This window comes from Vicingus serpentipes (genome assembly GCF_007993035.1).
GTDB classification, from domain to species: Bacteria; Bacteroidota; Bacteroidia; order Flavobacteriales_E; family Vicingaceae; genus Vicingus; species Vicingus serpentipes.
The window spans coordinates 111,885-132,103 of sequence record NZ_VOOS01000001.1 but is presented as its reverse complement, the minus strand read 5'-3'; the positions used below and the strand labels follow the sequence as shown (position 1 = coordinate 132,103).

At 31.1% G+C, this 20,219-nt stretch carries 15 protein-coding genes and 1 tRNA gene; 12 read left to right on the top strand and 4 right to left on the bottom strand.

Annotated elements, in window-relative coordinates:
- Window positions 1-33: 33 nt before the first annotated feature.
- From trxA to FRY74_RS00560, 3 genes are all read right to left on the bottom strand, one after another.
- Window positions 34-351, bottom strand: coding sequence for a thioredoxin (trxA, locus tag FRY74_RS00570; protein ID WP_147097584.1), 318 nt, complete (start codon window positions 349-351; stop codon window positions 34-36).
- 80 nt (window positions 352-431) lie between these two features.
- Entirely contained in the window at window positions 432-4,709 is a 4,278-nt protein-coding gene (gene dnaE / locus FRY74_RS00565) for a DNA polymerase III subunit alpha (protein WP_147097583.1), read from the bottom strand.
- Window positions 4,710-4,812: 103 nt separating this feature from the next.
- On the bottom strand, window positions 4,813-5,997 hold the full coding sequence (locus FRY74_RS00560) for a THUMP domain-containing class I SAM-dependent RNA methyltransferase (RefSeq protein ID WP_147097582.1): 1,185 nt from the start codon (window positions 5,995-5,997) through the stop codon (window positions 4,813-4,815).
- A gap of 113 nt (window positions 5,998-6,110) precedes the next feature.
- On the opposite strand from FRY74_RS00560, the gene FRY74_RS00555 reads away from it, so the two are divergent.
- The 9 genes from FRY74_RS00555 (at window position 6,111) to FRY74_RS00515 (ending at window position 14,821) form a co-directional block, all read left to right on the top strand.
- Complete coding sequence (locus FRY74_RS00555) at window positions 6,111-6,668, top strand: RNA polymerase sigma factor (protein ID WP_147097581.1); 558 nt, start codon at window positions 6,111-6,113, stop codon at window positions 6,666-6,668.
- Between the two features lie 127 nt (window positions 6,669-6,795).
- On the top strand, window positions 6,796-7,257 hold the full coding sequence (locus tag FRY74_RS00550; RefSeq protein WP_147097580.1) for a PepSY-like domain-containing protein: 462 nt from the start codon (window positions 6,796-6,798) through the stop codon (window positions 7,255-7,257).
- Between the two features lie 226 nt (window positions 7,258-7,483).
- Window positions 7,484-8,086: an SET domain-containing protein gene (locus FRY74_RS00545; protein WP_147097579.1), complete on the top strand. Its 603-nt coding sequence runs from the start codon at window positions 7,484-7,486 to the stop codon at window positions 8,084-8,086.
- 127 nt (window positions 8,087-8,213) lie between these two features.
- Window positions 8,214-9,164, top strand: a complete 951-nt coding sequence (gene trxB, locus FRY74_RS00540; RefSeq protein WP_147097578.1) for a thioredoxin-disulfide reductase — start codon at window positions 8,214-8,216, stop codon at window positions 9,162-9,164.
- A gap of 43 nt (window positions 9,165-9,207) precedes the next feature.
- Window positions 9,208-10,095, top strand: coding sequence for a 3-hydroxybutyryl-CoA dehydrogenase (locus FRY74_RS00535; protein ID WP_147097577.1), 888 nt, complete (start codon window positions 9,208-9,210; stop codon window positions 10,093-10,095).
- A 126-nt stretch (window positions 10,096-10,221) separates the two neighbouring features.
- A complete protein-coding gene (locus tag FRY74_RS00530) occupies window positions 10,222-11,646 on the top strand; it encodes an LptF/LptG family permease (RefSeq protein ID WP_147097576.1) in 1,425 nt (474 codons plus the stop codon).
- On the top strand, window positions 11,647-12,828 hold the full coding sequence (locus FRY74_RS00525; RefSeq protein ID WP_147097575.1) for a glycosyltransferase family 4 protein: 1,182 nt from the start codon (window positions 11,647-11,649) through the stop codon (window positions 12,826-12,828).
- 6 nt (window positions 12,829-12,834) lie between these two features.
- On the top strand, window positions 12,835-14,001 hold the full coding sequence (locus tag FRY74_RS00520) for a glycosyltransferase (protein WP_147097573.1): 1,167 nt from the start codon (window positions 12,835-12,837) through the stop codon (window positions 13,999-14,001).
- A gap of 4 nt (window positions 14,002-14,005) precedes the next feature.
- Entirely contained in the window at window positions 14,006-14,821 is an 816-nt protein-coding gene (locus tag FRY74_RS00515; protein WP_147097571.1) for a 2,3,4,5-tetrahydropyridine-2,6-dicarboxylate N-succinyltransferase, read from the top strand.
- Between the two features lie 57 nt (window positions 14,822-14,878).
- On the opposite strand, the gene FRY74_RS00510 is transcribed toward FRY74_RS00515, so the two are convergent.
- Window positions 14,879-14,952, bottom strand: a tRNA-Arg gene (locus FRY74_RS00510).
- Window positions 14,953-15,039: 87 nt separating this feature from the next.
- Between FRY74_RS00510 and FRY74_RS00505 the strand changes: the two genes are divergently transcribed.
- From FRY74_RS00505 to mqnE, 3 genes are all read left to right on the top strand, one after another.
- Entirely contained in the window at window positions 15,040-16,443 is a 1,404-nt protein-coding gene (locus tag FRY74_RS00505) for an FAD-binding oxidoreductase (RefSeq protein ID WP_147097569.1), read from the top strand.
- A gap of 255 nt (window positions 16,444-16,698) precedes the next feature.
- The gene (locus tag FRY74_RS00500) at window positions 16,699-18,972 is read left to right on the top strand and encodes a M43 family zinc metalloprotease (RefSeq protein WP_147097567.1); all 2,274 of its coding nucleotides are present in this window, start codon (window positions 16,699-16,701) and stop codon (window positions 18,970-18,972) included.
- A 90-nt stretch (window positions 18,973-19,062) separates the two neighbouring features.
- Complete coding sequence (mqnE, locus tag FRY74_RS00495; protein WP_147097564.1) at window positions 19,063-20,217, top strand: aminofutalosine synthase MqnE; 1,155 nt, start codon at window positions 19,063-19,065, stop codon at window positions 20,215-20,217.
- The last annotated feature ends 2 nt before the right edge of the window (window positions 20,218-20,219 follow it).

The window sequence follows — 20,219 nt, the reverse complement described above, 5'->3', positions numbered from 1 at the left end:
AATACCTCCCTTTTTATTTTTAGTAATCTTTGATTACATCATTGCTTCTAATTTAGAAGCTAATACATCTTTTGAAACAGCACCAACTTGTTTGTCAACAATTTCTCCACCTTTCATAAATAATATAGTAGGAATATTTCTAATCCCATATTTTTGAGCTGTTTCAGGGTTGTTGTCAACATCAACTTTACCAACTACTGCTTTACCTTCAAATTCATTAGCGATTTCTTCTACTAATGGTCCAACCATTCTACATGGTCCGCACCAAGTTGCCCAAAAGTCAACCAATACTGGTTTGTCAGAGTTTAATACATTTTCTTCGAAATTTGCGTCTGTTAATTCTAAAGCCATTTTCTTTAATTTTAATTGTTATATAATCTTTATTATTCAAAAATTAATCCATTGTAATAAACGAGACAAACTGTCATACCTTACACAATTTTATAATTCACTTCTTTTATTTTTTCTAAATTACTAATAAACTCGTTTGATAGTTCAACTTTTTTTGTTCTAACCTGAAGGCCAATTGTTCCTTCGTTTTCATCAGTAACATTAAATCCTAATGTGTATTTTCCAGAATGACTTTCTATTATTTCAGTTATTTCAGTTATTAGTTTATTTGTCACATCATTACTGTCAATGGTCAATGTAATTCCTTTAGCTTTTTTTTCTCTTAGTTCTGATAAAAGTTCAATACTATTAATTCTAAATTCAACATCATTAGGGTCTTTACTCCATTTACGAGGTTGAATACTTCCTTGTATAAATAAAAATTGACCAGCAACAAAATATGGTCTGAACTTTATGTATTCTTCACCAAAAATGAAAAATTCATGAGAATTACTATAATCTTCTACTTGTAATATTCCAAAAGGAGTGTTTTTTTTTGTCATTCGCTCTTGAGCAGCGGTACAAATGCCAACTAAAGATAGCTGAGCTCCTTTATACTTCTGAACATCTTGTAAGTGAGATAAATTACCCTTTGCAAATGATTTTATTTCTAAAGCAAAATCATCCAAAGGGTGACCAGAGATAAATATTCCTACGACTTCTTTTTCTCTATTTAGTTTTTCTAAAGTTCCCCATTCTGGACAGTTAGGAATTGGGGGTTCTTCAATTTGGGCACTTTCCTCTCCTTCAAGCATATCAAACATAGATACTTGAGTAGAGTTTTTATTCTCTTGATATTTATTTCCGTATTTAATTATCTTTTCAAGAAAAATTCCACCACTATCTTGCTCAGCAAAGTATTGTGCTCGATGTGTTCCTTCAAAAGAATCAAAACCTCCACCTAAAGCTAAACTTTCTATTGTTTTTTTGTTAACTGACCGCAAATCGATTCGTTTTACTAAATCAAAAATTGAAGTAAAAGGCCCATTTTCTTGGCGTTCTTGAATAATACACTCTACAGCTTTTCCTCCAACACCTTTCATTGCACCTAGCCCAAATCTAATTTCACCTTTTTTATTTACTGTAAATTTATGAACAGATTCATTTACGTCAGGACCTAAAACTGTTATTCCAGCACGTTTACATTCATCCATGAAAAAAGTAACTGACTTAATGTCGTTCATGTTGTTACTTAAAACAGATGCCATATATTCAGCAGGGTAGTGGGCTTTTAAAAAAGCAGTTTGGTATGCAATCCAAGCATAACATGTAGAGTGAGATTTATTAAATGCATAGGCAGCAAAAGCTTCCCAGTCTTTCCAGATTTTTTCTAATTTTTTAGGATCATGTCCTTTTTCTGCAGCTTGTTCAATAAATTTAGGTTTCATTTTATCCAGAACAGCTATTTGCTTTTTACCCATAGCTTTACGCAATACGTCAGCTTCACCTTTAGTGAAATCAGCTAGTTTTTGGGATAAAAGCATCACTTGCTCTTGGTAAACTGTAATACCATAAGTTTCTTTTAGGTAATCTTCCATATCAGGAAGATCATATACAACTTCTTCTTCTCCGTGTTTTCTCTTAATAAAAGAAGGTATATATTCCATCGGACCAGGACGGTACAAAGCATTCATTGCAATTAAATCAGCAAAAACAGTTGGTTTTAATGAACGCATGTGTTTTTGCATCCCAGGAGATTCATATTGAAATATACCGACAGTATCTCCACGTTGAAATAACTCATAAGTTTTTTCGTCTTCTATGTCAAAAGTTTCAGGATCTAATTCAATTCCATGTCTATCTTTAACAATTTGACAAGCATCTTTAATAAGAGTTAGAGTTTTTAATCCTAAAAAATCCATTTTTAATAAACCTGCATCTTCAGCAACAGAGTTGTCAAACTGAGTACAGGTCATTTCTGAATCTTTTGCTAATGCTACAGGAACATAGTTAGTGATATCATCTGGGGTAATTATTACGCCGCAAGCATGAATACCTGTGTTACGAACTGAACCCTCTACATTTCTAGCCTGATTTACAGTCCTTGCTTCTAAATTATTTCCTTGGGCAATTTCTTTTAGTTGGTTTGCTCTGTCTATATCTTCATGTCTTCCAAGCTTTTCAGCTAAAGCTTCATCATCTAATCCAAATAATTTTTTAAGTTTTATATCAGGAATCAGTTTAGCTATTCGGTCTGCTTCTGATAATGGTAATTCAAGAACTCTAGCTGTATCTCTTATAGATGACTTTGCAGCCATAGTACCATAGGTAATTATTTGTGCAACTTGGTTTGATCCATATTTTTGGATAACATAATCCATAACTTTACTACGACCTTCATCATCAAAATCAATATCAATATCAGGCATCGATACACGATCTGGATTTAAAAAACGCTCAAAAAGTAGATCGTATTTTATTGGATCAATATTAGTAATCCATGTACAATATGCAACAACAGAACCAGCAGCAGACCCACGGCCAGGTCCCACAGAAACACTCATTTTACGTGCTTCTCGAATAAAATCTTCAACAATAAGGAAGTATCCTGGATAACCAGTGTTTTTTATTACTCCTAATTCGAAATCTAATCGTTCAATTATCTCCTCAGTAAGTTCACCATACCTTTTTTTAGCGCCTTCGTATGTTATGTGTCTTAAATAATTGTTTTCTCCAATTTTTAAGCTGCTGTCTTCCTCATCTCTTGGATCTTTAAACTCATCTGGGATATCAAATTTTGGAAGTAACACGTCTCTTGCTAAAACGTAAGTTTCAATTTTATCTACAATTTCTTGAGTATTTATTATCGCTTCTGGTAAATCAGCAAACAATTGTTTCATTTCGTCGCTCGACTTTACATAAAACTCATCATTTGGGAAGCCATATCTAAATTCTCTGCCTTTTGCTCCAATGTATTTTTTAGGTTGACTTAATGGTTTTCCATCTTTTATACATAAAAGAATATCTTGGGAAACAGCATCAGTTTTATTAATGTAATAAGTATTATTTGCTGCAACAATTTTAACATCATACTTTCTAGCAAACTCAATTAATACTTCGTTTACCGAATCTTGCTCAGGAACACCATGTCTATTTATTTCGACATAAAAATCTTCTCCAAAATTATCTTTCCACCATACAAAAGCTTCTTCAGCTTGTTTTTTACCTTCAAATAAAATTTTATTAGGTATTTCACCCCAAAGCCCACCTGTTAGTGCAATTAAATCTCCTTTATATGCTAATAATACATCTCTATCTATTCGGGGAACATAATAAAAACCTTCGATATTAGCATAAGAAGCAAGTTTTGCCAAATTATGGTAGCCGTTTTTGTTTTTAGCTAATAAAACGGTTTGAAAACCATCATCTTTATAAGATTTATCTTTTCTGTCATGGCAAAGGTTAAACTCACATCCTACAATTGGTTTTATGTTTGCAGCTATAGCATCTCTAACAAAATGAAAAGTTGCCATCATATTACCATGATCTGTAAGAGCAATGGCTTCCATTCCTAAGTCTTTAGCTTTATTTACTAAACCTGCAACTTTTGTAGTTGATTGTAGAATGGAAAATTCAGAATGATTATGTAAATGGGTAAAAGGAACATCTTTAAGTTCGGCAGATACCTTTGTCGAAAGATTATCTAAAACTGATTCTTGTTCTTTTTTAAAGTCCTCAAAATTTGCTTCTTCTAAAACAGGAGCATCATAAACTACAGTGTCAAAATCATTAATTTCGACAGGTTGGATAACCCTGTTTTTTATTAATCCAAAAAAACAACGTCCAGTTGCATCAACATCAAAAGCAGCATCATGAGCATCGGCAAAAGCTACTCCAAAAAGTTTAGTATGTAAATCAGTTAAACTAGGATATTTAAACCCTCCACCTCTTCCTCCTGGTATTTGACAAAAATCGACAGCACTTTTCATCGTGTCGATTTCTTTTTTGTCAGCTAAATCATTTTCAATTCCTAGTCTAAAAAATTCAGCTCCAACAATATTTATGTCAAATTCAATATTATGCCCAACATTATATGTTGTGTTTTTTAAATCGGCAAGAAATTCTTCTAGTACAAACTTTAAATCGTATCCATCTCTTAAAGCTCTTTCGGTAGTTATACCGTGAATACTTGATACTCCAATGGGAATATCATACCCTTCAGGCTTAACAATAAAGTTTTTATTTGTTATTAATTTTCCTGATACATCATGTAATTGCCAAGCAACCTGAACCATTCTTGGCCAGTTGCCAGAATCAGAAACTGGAGCATTATAATTTTTAGGGAGTCCAGTTGTTTCGGTATCAAAAATTAAAAACATTATAGTCTTTTGGTTGAAATTATTCGAACCCTAAAATTAAGTTATATCTTAAAGTTATAGGATTTAAATTTCAATGAGAAACTAACAGGTTTTGAACAATAATTTATGATGAAGTAGTATCTTCTGGATTTATTTTATGTAGCTTTTTTGTTCCTCTATACATTTCATATTTCATTAGTCTACACTCTAAGCTTCCGTTAAATAATTTGATTTTTCTAGAAGGACGAAGACCAACTTTTTTTAATGCTTCCATATTTGAACTGATAAACCAAGCGTTCCACCCATCATATTGAGATTTTAAGTTATCACCAAATGCTTTATATAATTCATCTACGTTTTCTCCAATTCGTTCGCCATAAGGAGGGTTAGATATTATTACTCCTTTATATTGAGGAGCTTCAAAATCTTGAAAATCCTTTTTATGTAATTCAACTCTTTCTAATAAATCGGCTGCTTGTAAATTGGCTCTACACATCCCTAATACACGGCCATCGTTATCTATTCCAATTATTTTTTTATCAAAATCTATTTGCTCATCAAGTGCATCTTCCTTTATTTCATCAAAAAGTGCTTTATCGAAGTTTTTCCAATTAAAAAAACCAAATTCCTTACGTATAAGATTAGGAGCAATGTTGTAAGCAATCATTGCAGCCTCAATTAATAAGGTGCCAGAACCACAAAATAAGTCTAAGAAGTTTGATTTTTTATCCCAATCGCTTAATAAAATTAGGCCTGCGGCTAAATCTTCTTTTATAGGAGCAATACTTCGGCTATCTCTATATCCTCTTTTAAATAATGGGTCACCAGAGCTATCAAGACTTATTGTACAATTGTTCTCTGCATCTATATGTAGATTAATTCTTATATGAGGAAAATCAGTATCAACATCAGGACGTTTATCAAATTTGTCTCTAAATCTATCTGCAATAGCATCTTTAGTTTTAAAAGCTGCATATTTAGTATGATTAAAAAGGGGAGAGAAAACGGTTGAATCAATAGCGAAAGTTTGATTGATATCGAAAATATCTTCCCAAGCTATATTTTTAACTTTTTGATACAAATCATCATCATTTTTAATATTAAATTGACGAATAGGAACTAAAAGTCTGTTTGCTGTTCTTAGCCAAATATTTGCTTTGTAGAGAATAGCTTTATCACCTTCAAAAGTTACAACACGGTTTCCTTTCTCAATGTCTTTAATTCCTATACTTGATAATTCTTCTACTAAAACATCTTCTAAACCAAAGCTGGTCTTAGCAATTATTTTAAATGATTGATTTTGTTGCATTTTGCAAAAGTAATACTAAACTAAAATCTAGTGTGTTTTTGTTTATATGTTTTTGTGTAATTAATTTATTTATGAAACTGAAATGGTAACATATAAAACATTAAAATTGTTTGATGAAAAGCGAAACTAAAAATACCTACACAGATGAGCAATTAGTAGATTTAATTGTTCTAGAAGGTAGAAGTGAGTTTTTTAGTTTTTTATATAAAAAATATCAATTAATTGTTTACAAAAAATGCTTAGCAATTACTAAGAGTATAGATGTTTCTGAGGAGTTGACACAAGATATTTTATGTAAAGTTTTTGATAAGCTAAAAGAGTTTAAAAAACAATCAACTTTTTCAACATGGTTGTTTTCAATTGTATATCATGAGTGTATTAATTATCTACGAAGTTTAAAAAAAATCTCACATCAGCTATATGACATAGAGGAAGTTGATGAAGATATTGAATTAATTGAATTAGAAGATTTAAAAGTAAGTAGGTTAGATGAAGTTTTAAATTTATTGCCAGCGATTGATAAGGCGATTCTTTTAATGAAATATCAAGAAGGATTTAAATTAAAACAAATTCAGTCGATATTAAACCTTACAGAAAGTACTACTAAAATGAGAATAAAAAGAGCAAAAATTAAAGTGTTAAAACTTTATAACGATTTATATTCTAAATAAACTAAATAATACATCTTCTTTGGCAAGTTAAATTATTGTTAATCAAACATTTGATTTTGAGTGACTTTTTTAATTTCTTTCGTCTAAATACAGCAATAATTAAATTGCTTAAACTAAACTTAAGAAAATGAAAACTTTAACAATTTTAGCCTTAGTATTTGTTCAATCAATGGCAGTAGCTCAAGATGCTCCAGCAAAAGTAAAAGAATCATGTAAATTAAAGTTTCCTAAGGCTACTGAAGTAGAATGGAATAAAGAAGGAGTAAATTATGTGGCTGAATTTTATGAAAATGATATGTCAGTAACAGGAATTTTTGATGCAACAGGTAAGTGGTTAGAAACTAAAACGAGTATAGAAGAATCAGAAATACCAACAATTGTTTCAAAAGCGGCATTGTCAAAGTATAAAGACACTTATTTGTCAAATCAATCTAAGATAGAGAATAATGAACATGTGATTCATTATGAAATTGTTTTAAGTTCTGATGATGAAGCATATACTTTATTGATGGATGAAAAAGGAGCAATTTTAAAATCTGATAAACAGGTTTTTCTTGACAATGAAGAATCATTAGAAGAGGAAAATTAGTTCTGGGTAAAAATTAGATAAGAAAGAGTGATTTGATATTATTTAAATCACTTTTTTTTATTCAAAATAGGTGTGACTTTTTTATTCATTTTCGTCTAATTGAAAAAAGAAATATACAAATGATTAATCAAATTAAAAATAAGCTCCAAAGTAGATATGGTATAGCTTTATTGCTATCCGTTATCTTAATCTGTTTACTATTATTATTTAAAATTTTCACTAAAAGATGATACACCCAAATACAGAAGTGAAACTTGTAAGTAAAGAAATTGGGTTAGGAGTTTTTGCAACTTCATTAATACCAAAAGGAAGTATTACTTATATATTAGATGAAATGGAATTAATTTATCCAGAAAATCATCCTTTATTAAAAAATCCACATTACTTAAAACACATAAATAAATATTCATATATAGATAATAAAGGAGATCGAATTTTGAGTTGGGATTATGCGAAGTATATGAACCATTACTGTGATTTTAATTCGATTAGTACAGGGTATGGTTTTGAGATAGCCATTAGAGATATCGAAGCAGGGGAGCAAATTACAGATGATTATGGTACTTTAAATATTGAAAAACCAATGAATTGCGGTTGTGGAAAATCTAATTGTAGAAAAACAATTTATCCTGATGATTTATTGAAATATAGTGATGAGTGGGACGGTTATATTATAGATGCTTTAAAAAATTTAACAAAAGTTAAGCAACCTTTAATGGAGTTTATGGATGAACAGTTAAAAAAAGAATTAGAAATCTATATTTCCACAGGTAAATCTTATAATAGCATTAGAGATACTTATTACGAGAGGTCTTCAATATTAAAATAAAATAGAAATTCAATTCTACTTTTTTTTTGTTGAAAAAAGAACGCTTTTGGTTAACAATCAATTCTATTTTTTAGGCTCTTTTTAAGTAATTTTGAGTTCATTCAAAAACGACTTAAAATTATATATAATGGCAGAAGAGATAGAAAAAGTAAAGTGTTTAATAATTGGTTCTGGACCTGCGGGTTATACTGCAGCAATTTATGCAGCTAGAGCAAATATGAATCCGGTAATGTATCAAGGAATGCAGCCTGGAGGACAATTAACAACAACAAATGAGGTGGAAAATTTCCCTGGTTATCCAGAAGGTGTAACTGGTCCAGAAATGATGATGCAATTAGAAGCTCAAGCAAAACGATTTGATACAGACGTAAGAAGTGGATGGGCAACCAAAGTTGATTTTTCAGGTGGAGTTCATAAAGTTTGGATAGAAGATAAAAAAGAAATTCATGCTGATGTTGTAATCATTTCAACTGGAGCATCTGCAAAATATTTAGGGTTAGATTCTGAACAACATTATTTAAAAGCTGGAGGTGGAGTTTCTGCTTGTGCAGTATGTGATGGTTTCTTTTATAGAGGTCAAGAAACAGTAATTGTTGGGGCAGGAGATTCAGCTTGTGAAGAAGCTCACTATTTATCAAACATTTGTACTAAAGTTACAATGTTGGTTAGAAAAGATTCTTTTAGAGCATCTAAAATAATGGCAGAAAGAGTTCAAAATACTCCAAATATTGAAATTTTATACAACACAGATACTGAAGAAGTTTTAGGTGAAAATGATTTAGTAACTGGTGTTAGAGTTAAAAACAATCAAACAGGTGAGACTAAAGAAATTCCATGTACAGGGTTTTTCGTAGCCATTGGTCATAAACCAAATACAGATATTTTTAAACCATTCATTGATATGGATGAAGTAGGTTATATTAAAAATGTACCAGGACGATCGTTAACTAATGTTGAAGGTGTTTTTGTATGTGGTGATGCAGCAGATAAAACATATCGTCAGGCAATTACAGCAGCAGGTACAGGCTGTATGGCTGCATTAGATGCAGAAAGATATTTGGCAGCAAAAGGACATTAAAATATTAATTCACTTTTAGTGAACAATTAAATAAGGAATAAAAATGAAAAACGTAGCAGTAATTGGTGCAGGAACAATGGGTAATGGTATTGCTCATACATTTGCACAATCAGGATATAAAGTAAACTTAATAGATATTTCACAACCAGCTTTAGATAGGGCTATAGCAACAATTTCTAAAAATTTAGATAGAATGGTTGCTAAAGAAAAAATTAGTGAAGCAGACAAAACGGCAACTTTAGCTAATATCTCAACTTTTACTGAAATGGTAGAAGGAGTTAAAAGTGTAGAGTTGGTTATTGAAGCAGCTACTGAAAATGTTGATTTAAAATTGAAAATTTTCAAAGCAATAAATGATGCTACAAATGAAAATGTAATTTTAGCTACAAACACATCTTCAATTTCTATTACTCAAATTGCAGCTGTTACTAATAGACCAGATAAAGTAATAGGAATGCATTTTATGAATCCAGTTCCAGTTATGAAATTAGTAGAAATTATTAGAGGTTATTCAACATCTGATGAGGTTACTAATACTATTATGGATTTGTCTAAAAAATTAGGTAAAACTCCAACTGAAGTAAATGATTACCCTGGTTTTGTGGCCAATCGTATTTTAATGCCAATGATTAATGAGGCAATAATTACTTTGCACGAAGGTGTTGCAGGAGTTGAAGAAATAGATACTGTGATGAAATTAGGTATGGCTCACCCAATGGGACCTTTGCAATTAGCTGATTTTATTGGATTAGATGTATGTCTTTCAATATTAAATGTATTGTATGAAGGTTTTGGAAATTCTAAATATGCTCCATGTCCATTATTAGTTAATATGGTAATGGCAGGTAAAAAAGGAGTAAAATCTGGAGAAGGTTTTTATTCTTGGACACACGGTACTAAAGATTTAATAGTTTCTAGTCAATTTAAATAAGAACTGTTAAAGTTTATTATAAAAATCGCTACTTAATTTAGGTAGCGATTTTTATAATATGCAGCTCTTCATTTCCATTAATTTAAGTTATATCGAATAACTATATTTGCTACAATCTTTATTGATTTGAAAAAAGCATCATTATTCATCATAAAATCATTTATAGGTCCATTCATAATGACCTTTTTTATAGCTCTATTTGTATTGCTTATGCAATTTATATGGCTATACATTGATGACATGCTGGGTAAAGGTTTGGAATGGTATGTTATAGCAGAATTATTAATGTATGCTTCCGCTAGCTTAGTGCCTTTAGCAATGCCGCTATCAATATTGTTAGCTTCTTTAATGACTTTTGGAAATTTAGGAGAGCATTTTGAATTAGTCTCATTTAAGGCGGCTGGAATTTCATTACAAAAAGTAATGCAACCTTTAATTGTTTTGGTTTCAATCTTGAGTATTGGAGCTTTTTTCTTTGCAAATAATGTTATTCCTGTAGCTAATCTAAAGTTTTATTCATTGTTTCATGATATTAGATCTCAAAAGCCAGCATTTAACATATTACCAGATGTATTTTATAATGAAATAGATGGTTATGTGATTCGTGTAAAAGGAAAAGAGATAAGGGAAGAAGGGGATTTGTTAAAAGATGTGATGATTTATAATCATACTGAAAATCAAGGCAACAGACAATTAACAATTGCAGATTCTGCAATTATGAAAATGTCTAATGATAAAAGTTATTTTTCGATAAAGCTTTTTAATGGTATAGACTATCAAGAGAAGTATGAGGGGAGAAGGGATAAGATTTATCCGTTGTCACGTTTTATTTTTGAAGAACATGAAATGAGAATTGACATGTCTGGTTTTAAAATGGATAGAACAGACGAGGAGCTATTTAAAGAAGATTATAGGATGCTGAACTTAGATCAGCTTGCAAACAAAACTGATACTTTAAAAAAGTATCAGAACAAAAGAACTGATGAGTTCTTTTTATCAATTCATAATTCATATTTAATAAACGATACTTTAACAAAAAAAACAGATAACGATAGTTTAATCTATGCTTCGATGAATGAATTAATAAATACATTTTCTAAGGAAGAAAAACAGCAAGTTTACAGTATTGCTTTAAATGCTGCACGTACAAATAAAGGAAGAGCTTCTGCAGCAATGGTTGAAATGGATTATCAGCAAGAAAATTTGTTAAATATTCAAATAGAATGGCATCGGAAATTCACTTTTTCAATAGCTTGTCTAATTATGTTTTTTATTGGAGCGCCTCTTGGTGCAATTGTTCAAAAAGGTGGCTTGGGAATGCCGGTAGTTATATCAGTTGTATTCTTTTTATTGTTTTGGATATTGTCTATGATGGGAGAGAAGAGTGCTAAAGAAATGGTGATTGAACCATATCAAGGAATGTGGTTGGCAACTGCTGTTTTGTTTCCTTTAGGAATTTTCTTTACCTATAAAGCAACTACAGATTCTGCGATGTTTAATTTAGATTCATATCTTTCTTTTTTTAAGAAACTGTTTAAAAAGAAAAAATAGATGAAAGTACTTCAAATATGTTCAAAGCCACCTGTTCCTTCTATTGATGGAGGTTGTAAGGCTATGAATAATATTACAGAAGGATTACTTTCTAATAATATTCGAGTAAAAGTTTTAACAATAAGTACTGCTAAACATCCATTTTTACCAGAAAAAATATCTGCAGATTATATTGAAAAAACTAATATAGAGCATTTTTTTATAGATACAAGGGTTAAGCCTATTAGTGCTTTATTAAATTTATGTAAATCTAATTCATATAACCTCAGTCGTTTTTATTGTAAGAAATTTGAAGAACTAATAGTTTCAACATTAGATAAAGAAGAATTTGAAGTAATAATTTTAGAAGGTCTCTTTGTCTCGGGATATATTGATTCAATTAGAAAAAACACAAAGGCTAAAATCGTTTTTAGAGCCCATAATGTAGAACATGAAATTTGGGAAAGAAATACTCAAAATGAACGAAAAGGGATAAAGAAGATTTATTTAAAAAAATTAGCAGATCAACTAAAAGTTCAGGAAATAGAAGTTCTTAAAAATGTTGATGTGATTGCTTCAATTACCCAAAGAGATAAACAGCAAATAGAATTGTTGGGTTGTGAAACAAAAGTTAAAGTTATCCCTTTTGGAATTAACGTCTCAAACTATTTAAAAGCAAAGACTGAATCTAAGTTTACTTTCTTTCATATAGGAAGCATGGATTGGACTCCAAATCAAATTGGGATTAAATGGTTGTTGAATAACGTTTGGGGTAATATTTTGTCTTCTAATAATGATTTAGTTCTAAAATTAGCTGGTAAAAATATGCCAGAATGGCTATTGAAACTTAATCAAAAAAATGTAGAAATAGTTGGACAAGTTGAAGATGCGATTGATTTTATTAACCAAAATCAAGTGATGATAGTACCTTTGTTTTCTGGTGGAGGAATGCGAATTAAAATCGTAGAAGGGATGGCATTGGGCAAAACTGTAATAGCAACATCTATTGCATTAGAAGGTATAGATTATGTCCCAAACAAAAATGTAATAGTTGCAAATAAAAAAGAAGAGTTTATAACTGCAATTAATTGGTGTTTAAAAAACAAAGAGGAAGCAAAACAGATTGGAGAAAACGCACTCCAATTGATTCATGAAAAATATGATAATAACCAAATTATTAAAGACCTAATAAGTTTATTTTAAGTCAGTATGAAAATTTTTGTTTTATTATCTCGATTTCCATACCCTTTAGAAAAAGGTGATAAACTACGTGCATATCATCAAATTAAAGAGCTTTCAAAAAATAACGAAATTATATTGTGCGCACTTTCAGATGCTAAAGTTGCTCAATCTTCAATAGATGAATTAAAAAAATATTGTTCAAGTATCGAAATTATTAGACTTTATAAATTAAAAATATATTGGAATTTACTTGTCCAATTGTTGTTTAGCAATAACTCATTACAGGTTTCTTATTTTTATAATAAGCAAGCACAAAAAAAAATAGACCAATTACTGAATAAGTATAACCCTGATCATATTTATTGTCAGCTAATTCGAGTAACAGAATATGTAAGAAATTCGAAAATTAAAAAGACATTAGATTACATGGATGCTCTTGCAAGAGGGATGGAGAGAAGAATTGATAATGCACCATTTTATTTAAAACCATTTTTGAAAATTGAAACAACTCGTCTCAAACGATATGAGCATTTTATTTTAAACGATTTTGATAATACAACCATTATTTCAGAACAGGATAGAGATTTGATTGTAAATATTAAAAATGATTCTATTCAAATAGTTAAAAATGGGGTTGATTATTCAATGTTTAAACATCGACAAGAAGAGAAAAAGTATGATTTGATATTTACAGGAAATATGGCTTATCCACCAAATATTGATTGCGCAGTTTTTTTAGCTAATGAAGTGATGCCATTAGTTTGGAATACTCATCCTAATGTTAATCTTGCAATTGTCGGAGCAACTCCTGATTCAAAAGTTATTGCACTTAAGTCTGAAAAAATTATTGTTACTGGATGGGTCGAAGATATGTCTGAATATTATGCCGCATCAAAAATATTTGTAGCACCTATGCAAATAGGTACAGGCTTACAAAACAAACTACTTGAAGCAATGGCAATGAAGTTACCATGCGTTACATCTAGTTTGGCAAATAACGCTCTTGGAGCGGAACATAACAAAAGTGCATTAATTGGCGAAAATTATAACGATTACTCAAAATATATTGTATCCTTAATTGAGAATAAAGACCTTTGTAATTCTATAGCTGAAAATGGTTTTGAGTTTGTAAAACAAAATTATACTTGGGAGGGGACAACTTTAATTTTAGAGAATTTAATGACATCAAAATAATATTATGGAAGAATTAAAAGCAATTATTGAAAATGTTTGGGATAATAGAGATTTTCTACAAAAGAAAGAATCTCAAAGTGCTATTCGTAAAGTAATTGAATTATTAGATAAGGGAATGTTGAGAGTTGCTGAACCAAACGGTGATAATTGGCAAGTGAATGAATGGGTGAAAAAAGCAGTTGTGATGTATTTTCCTATTCAAAAAATGAAAACAATTGAGGTCGGTCCTTTTGAATTTCATGATAAAATGAAATTAAAGACGAATTATGCTGAGCTTGGAGTTAGAGTTGTTCCTCATGCTGTTTCTAGGTATGGAGCTTATTTGGCAAAAGGAGTTATAATGATGCCTTCTTATGTTAATATTGGAGCTTATGTGGATTCAGGAACAATGGTTGATACATGGGCAACAGTTGGTTCTTGTGCTCAAATTGGTAAAAATGTTCATTTAAGTGGCGGTGTAGGAATAGGAGGGGTTTTAGAGCCTTTACAAGCAGCTCCTGTTATTATAGAAGATGATTGTTTTATAGGCTCAAGATGTATTGTTGTTGAGGGGGTTCATGTAAAAAAAGAAGCAGTTTTAGGTGCTAATGTAGTTTTAACAAAATCAACTAAAATTATAGATGTGAGTGGAGATAAACCAGTTGAATATAGAGGGGAAGTTCCTGAGCGTTCTGTAGTAATTCCAGGTTCTTATACTAAAGAATTTCCGGCAGGAAATTATAATGTTCCATGTGCTTTAATAATAGGTAAAAGAAAAGCTAGTACTGATTTAAAAACATCTTTAAATGATGCTTTAAGAGAGCATAATGTAGCCGTTTAACTTTTAGAATAGTTTAAAATAAAAAAACCGAAGTAATTACTTCGGTTTTTTTATTTGTGACCTCGGAAGGATTCAAACCTTCAACCTCCACAGCCGTAATGTGGTGCACTATTCAGTTATGCTACGAGGCCAAAACTTTTGCAAATATAAAAAATACAGTTGTTAATTAAAGGTATTTCTTTAATTTATTACTTTTAAATTTTTCAAATTAAATTTTCATGAGCTACACAAAAATCAATTCAAAGCATATTAATCAGTTAATCAGTATCGTTGGTATAGATTATGTGCTTTTTGACGAAGAAAGTATAGATAAATATTCTCATGATGAAACAGAAGATTTTAAGTTCTTTCCAGAAGTAGTGGTTTTGCCGAGAACTCCTGAAGAAATTTCAACAATATTGAAAATGTGTAACAATGAAAAGATTCCTCTAACACCTAGGGGTGCAGGAACAGGTTTAAGTGGTGGAGCTCTACCAGTAAATAATGGTATTTTACTTTCAATGGAAAGATTTAATCAAATACTAGAAGTTGATGAACGTAATCTTCAAGCAACTGTTGAGCCAGGAGTTATTACTCAAGTATTTCAAGAAGCCGTAAAAGAAAAAGGATTGTTTTATCCGCCAGATCCAGCAAGTAAGGGGAGTTGTTTTATTGGTGGAAATATTGCAGAAAATTCAGGTGGACCAAAAGCGGTTAAATATGGTGTTACAAAAGATTATGTTTTGAATTTAGAAGTTGTTCTTCCAAATGGTGAAATAATTTGGACTGGAGCTAACGTGTTGAAAAATTCAACGGGTTATAATCTTACACAGCTTATTATAGGAAGTGAAGGTACATTAGGCATTGTTACTAAAGCTGTATTTCGCCTTCTTCCTTATCCTAAATTTGATCTATTAATGTTAGTTCCTTTTTTTAGTGCAGAAGAAGCTTGTGAAGCAGTTGCAGATATTTTTAAGGCAGGAGTAATTCCATCAGGTATGGAATTTATGGAGCGAGATGCTTTAGTTTGGGGAAGCAATCATTTAGGAGATAATAGTATAACAATTCCAGAAAATATTCAAGCTCATTTGTTAATAGAGGTTGATGGGAATGATATGGATGTTCTTTACAAAGACTGTGAAATAATCAATACAGTTCTAGAAAATTATAACTGTGATGAAATTTTATTTGCTAATGATGCTACTCAAAAAGATAAATTATGGAAAATAAGAAGAGTAGTAGGGGAAGCTGTAAAAACTAAATCTATTTATAAAGAAGAAGATACCGTAGTTCCAAGAGCTGAACTTCCGAAGTTATTAAAAGCAGTTAAAAGAATTGGAGTTGAGTATGGTTTTAAGTCTGTCTGTTATGGCCATGCTGGAGATGGTAATCTTCATGTTAATATTATTAAAGATAAAATGTCTGATGATGCTTGGAATAATGAATTACCAAAAGCAATTAGAGAAATTTTTTCGCTTTGTGTTGAATTAAAAGGTACTGTTTCTGGAGAGCATGGTATAGGTTTAGTACAAAAAGGCTATATGGATATCCCATTTAATCAAACAATGATAAATCTTCAAAAGGATATTAAAAACTTATTTGATCCAAATGATATTTTAAATCCTAACAAGATTTTTTTGTGAAAAAAAAAGCCCTGTGGGAGCAGGGCTTAAATTTAAAGGAGATTAATAAATGTTGTACTACCTATCTATATTAACTTTTAAATAAATCTCCTAAGTTTTTCTTCTATAAGAACGTAAGTTAGAATAGAAAGGTTGCCTAATCAATTTATTATAGGATTCAAATAATTGATTTAAAATATACTTTTAGTTCAATTTTAAATTATTATATTTATTGGCTAATAACTAACAAAAACTATAAACTAAACTTAATTTAAAATGAAAAAAAGTACACTTTTACTTTCTTCTCTAGTATTGAGTGCAGTTCTTGTGTTTGGTCAAAACAGTAGAAAAGCTGGGCCAATTTTGAATACACAGACTGTATCAAACTCAGTAACTTTAAATGAAGAAAGAGCTCAAGAAATGATTAATTCTGCTGAAAGAACAGCTGATGGAAAAATCAGATGTTTTTCAACTGAATATAATCAATTATTAAAAGAAGCATATCCAGGTATTGCATCTACAGAAGAATTTGAAGCATGGATAGCTCCAAAGGTTGCTGAGTATCAGGCTCAAAAAGCTAACGGAACAGCTAAAAAGGCAGTAATAACAGTGCCTATAATTATGCATATTATTCATAATTCAACAGAAAGTGTTGGACAAGGGAGAAATATTTCCCAAGCTCAAGCTACATCTCAAATAACAATATTAAATGATGATTTTAGAAGATTAAATGCAGATGCTTCTAACACTCCTGCAGCTTTCTTGCCTGTTGCTGCAGATTTAGAAATCAATTTTGTACCTGCATTACGCTACGCTTCAAATCACCCATTGGCTGGACAAACTTTAGCAGAACCAGGTATTAATAGAGTTTCAACTGCAGATATAGCAGGAATTAACAACACTACTAATGGTTATGGAACAGCAACTATTGATGCGACTATTAAACCTGCAACTTATTGGGATAGAACTGAAGTTATGAATGTTTGGGTTTGTCAAATCCAAGGTGGTATATTAGGTTATGCTCAATTCCCTTCTTCTTCCGGATTAGGTGGTTTAAATACTAATGGTGGTAATGCTAATACAGATGGATTAGTTTTAGGGTACACTTATACTGGAACAGGAGGTGTAACTCAAGCTCCATTTAATAAAGGAAGAACTGCAACTCATGAATTAGGTCACTGGGCTGGATTACGTCATATTTGGGGAGATGGAGCATGTGGAACTGATGATTTTGTAGCTGATACTCCAGAGTCTGATGCAGCAAACTATGGTTGTACTTCAACACATTCTTCTTGTGGTTCTACAGATATGGTTCAAAATTATATGGATTATTCGGATGATGGTTGTATGAACTTATTTACAGAAGGACAAAAAGCTAGAGTTGTTCAGGTTTTTGCAAATTCTCCAGGTAGAGCAGAATTACCAACATCGACTTTAGGTGGTTCTTTAGTTGCTACGGCTAACTTTACTGGGGCTCCACTTGTAATTAACGAAGGTGCTTCGGTTACTTTTACTGATGCTTCAACAAGTCCTGATAATTTAAATTCTTGGACATGGTCATTTCCTGGTGGAACTCCTAGTTCATTTGTTGGACAAACTCCACCAGCAATTACATATGCTACTCAAGGTTTATATAGTGTAACATTAACTATAGGTGATGATAATGGTGGTGCTGATTCTGAAACTAAAACAGATTATATAACAGTTAATCCAGCAGGAACAGCAATATGCGATTCTACAGTTGCGGGTTGGGATTGGAATACTGAAAATTTTGGTGGGTCTTACTGGACTCAAGATGCAGCAGCATGTAATTTACCGTTAGAAGGTTATGTTGCAGGTAATAACTGTTATGATGATAATGGTTGGGCTTCTAAAATGTCTTCTCCTGGTGCTGGTAAGGAACTAGTTGAAGTTAGATATGTATTTATTCAATCTACAGGTACTGGAACAGGTAATTTAAAAATATGGGATGCTGATGGTGCCGGAGGTTCTCCAAATACAGTATTAGCTTCTGCTCCTATAACAACTGGTCAATTCTCTGCAAATTTAAATCAATTCATATCCTTACCAATTACGCCAGCTATCGATTTAGATTTAACTTCTCCTAGTTTCTTTATAGGTTACGATCATGATGTTACACCGCTTGATGGTGATACAATTGTAATGGGGCTTGCTGCAGGAACTACAGGTAACAATGTTTGGGCAAATGAAGTAGGAGGATGGTTAGATCTAGCTACTTATGGTACAGATAGTAAAGGTACTGTTGTTGCTATTGTTTGTGATAAAACAACTGGTGTTGAATCACACACTTCTGAATTAAGTTCAATTGTAGCTTATCCAAATCCAACAACAGGAATTGTTGAGGTTATGTTACCAGCTAACAATGCAAATGTTGCTGTTTTCAATATGATTGGCGAAGAAGTAGCAAATTCTTCTACAACATCTAATATGTTGAAAATAGATTTAAGTGCTCAACCAAATGGTGTTTACTTTATTAAAGTAACTTCTAATGGTGAGGTAACAACTAAAAAAATACTTTTATCTAAATAAGATAAATAGTTAATAAATAGTTTAAAGAGCCCTACAAAATGTAGGGCTCTTTTTTTATGGAATATCTTATCTTTACAAAAAAAAGTTTCAATGAAATTAGAAAGTATAAATGCATTAATCGAATCATCCATAAAAGATGTTAAGTTAGTTAAAATCTCTAAAAAAGTTTTAAGCAAACAAAGAATTAGTTCTGAAGAAGCGTTATATCTTTATAACAATGGGGAGCTTGGTTTTTTGGGAGTCTTAGCAAATACTATTAGGGAAGATAGGCATGGGGATAAAACTTACTTTAATAAAAATTTTCATGTAGAACCAACCAATATATGTGTATACGATTGTAAGTTTTGTTCTTACTCTAAAATGCTAAGAGAAAAGGATGATTATGAAGCATGGGAGTTATCCGAAGAAGATATATATAAGGCAGTTAAAGCATATAACGATTCAGATATAACAGAAGTTCATATTGTTGGAGGTGTGCATCCAAAAATGGGGTTAGAATATTTTAGAAACTTAATATCTAATATAAAAGCTATTCGTCCAAATTTACATGTAAAGGCTTTTACTGCTGTTGAACTGGAATATATGGCGAGAAAGGCTAAGGTAAGTTACAAGGAATGTCTGCAAATTTTAAAAGATGCTGGTCAAGGTTCTTTACCTGGAGGTGGAGCTGAAATTTTTGATGAAACAATAAGAGAGCAAATTTGTAAAGATAAATGCACATCTTCTCAATGGTTAGAGATGCATGAAGCTGCTCATAGTGTTGGAATGCCTTCAAATGCTACAATGCTCTATGGTCATATTGAAAGTTATGAGCATTTAATTGATCATATGAATAGATTGAGAGATTTACAAGATAGAACAGGAGGATTTAATGCATTTATTCCATTGAAATTCAGGAATAAAAACAATCAGATGTCAGATATTGAAGAAGTTAGTGTTATTGAGGATTTAAAGGTTTTTGCAATGGCTCGTATATTTTTAGATAACTTTAATCATATTAAAGCTTACTGGCCAATGATTGGAAGAAAAACGGCTCAATTACTTTTATCATTTGGTGTAAATGATATTGACGGTACAGTTGATGATTCAACAAAAATTTATTCTATGGCAGGAGCAGAAGAGCAAAAGCCTGTAATGACTTCAGAACAAATGATTAAATTAATTAAAGATGTAAATAGACAGCCTATTGAGCGAGATAGTATTTACAATGAATTAAATGATTATTCTAAAGTTGAATTAACTTAATA